This window comes from Vibrio variabilis, assembly GCF_003263785.1.
Taxonomy (GTDB): Bacteria; Pseudomonadota; Gammaproteobacteria; order Enterobacterales; family Vibrionaceae; genus Vibrio; species Vibrio variabilis.
Window position 1 is genome coordinate 1 of sequence record NZ_JYJK01000043.1, and the last position, 1827, is coordinate 1827.

Here is a 1827-nt window from a genome sequence, read left to right on the forward strand (position 1 = left end):
TAAGAACGCGAAAAACACCAGCTTCGGCTGGTGTTTTTTTATGCTCAAGAAAAGTTGAGCTCGTCAAAGCCTTCATATTGCTCAAATGGAAGCAGATAGATACTTTTTAGCACATCGTCAGAAATGTTCTCCAGTTCAGTGAAAACCGTATTCTCAATTTTTCCAAGCTTGGCCTCAACGACGACATCGTCAATCACCCTAGGTAGTACCTGACATAGTTTTTTGAAGGCATGAGCGTCACCCGTCGCGATCTCATAGAACTTGTCCATCGACACTCTTCGAATGTTCTTATGGCTGATCTTTTCACCATCTAGACTGATTGCCCAAGGAATATCTTGGCTATTCTTAGCAATAACCTCAACTAAGTAACACACAGCCTTATCATCGCGGACAATTTTGTTTTGCATTTTCATGTAGGTCTTCTGTGAAGAAGCCGAGTTCATGGTGTTATGCTTGTTTTTTAGCTCCGCATAGATATTAAGCTCTGAGTTAATCGTATCAAACCCTTGCTCAGGCACTTCCCAGCCATCAAAGTACTTGAATATATTTTGATGAAAATAGCCGATGTGATTTGTGTTTGACTTGTCAATCTGGCGAATAGACTCAGATTCAATAATTTCAGGTATCGTCTTGCCATAAATCTTTGAATCAAATGTGAGTTTGATTGGGTCAAGTAGGTTCTTATTAAACTGCGACAGGTTGATTTTGAATCGGTACTTAAGAACCGTATCTTTTACATGCTCAAATAGCTGCTCATCGCTAATAAACCCTAAACCGTATGCTTGTGACTTGGTTGCTGACTTGGTTAATGACATAGATGCCTACCTTTATGTTAATCAGACAGTTATGTTACCCGATTAGTTAGAAAATAAAAGACACACCGATCCCCCCTCAAAGAGCTCTAAAGCCAACAATCACTACTCATGGAAATTCTTCCCAAACAAGGTACAATCCGTGCTCAAATTTCTGTGACCCACGGCCTTTAATATGCACTCTCACCAACTCTGTTTTAACCAATTTGATGCTGCTATCGAAGGCTACGAGTTACCCGAGCAATTTACGTTTCCGTTCTACTACACGCCCCACCCGCTGTGCGTATTAGCGGCAAACCAGCTCCAGCAGTATCTGCAAACACAAACGGATTTCACCCATGACTTTGGTATCGAAGATGAAAACCAAGGTCGAGGCAAGATGTTCGGTGTTTTGCTGGTACAGAACACGCAAGGTGACATCGGCTTTTTGAGTGCCTTCTCAGGCAAGATTGCAGACCAAAATCTTCTGCCAGGATTCGTTCCACCCGTCTTCGATATGCTGACGGAAGACGGCTTCTTCCGTGAAGATACCGACGCCATCACCAAAGCGCTTGCGACCTACAAAACCTTCGCCAACGCACCAGAAATAGCAGAACTCAAACAGCAAATCGCTACAGAGCGCGCCGCTTACCAACAAGAAGAACAAGCACAACGCGAGATCATGATTCAAGGGCGTGCTGCTCGTAAACTGCAGCGAAAGGAAGCGCAGCAAACACTGATTGGCGAGGCACTTCAATCCTTGCTCGATGACCTTGGCAAGCAAAGCGTTGCAGAAAAAAACACGCTCAAATACCTAAAACTTAAATGGGAAGACAAGCTCGCCGTTAAAGAGCAGCGACTAGCAGAACTAGAAACCCACCTAGCAGAGCTTAGAGAGCACCATAAAACGCTATCCAACGCTTTGCAGCACAAGCTTCACAAGCAGTATCGTTTTCTAAATCAACGTGGCGAAACGCGCGATTTGGTTGATATCTTCGCGGCCACCACCACCCCGATTCCACCGGCAGGTGCGGGC

Annotated in this window: 1 protein-coding gene and 1 pseudogene; one reads left to right on the forward strand and one right to left on the reverse strand. The window is 44.6% G+C overall.

The features are described 5' to 3' along the window. Positions 1-44: 44 nt before the first annotated feature. Positions 45-815 (reverse strand): Eco47II family restriction endonuclease, encoded by a 771-nt coding sequence (locus TZ48_RS05195; protein WP_112478491.1) that lies wholly within the window; start codon positions 813-815, stop codon positions 45-47. A 172-nt stretch (positions 816-987) separates the two neighbouring features. Here TZ48_RS05195 and TZ48_RS05200 point away from each other — a divergent pair. Beyond that, a pseudogene (locus TZ48_RS05200) lies at positions 988-1827 on the forward strand (RNA pseudouridine synthase); the annotation flags it as partial.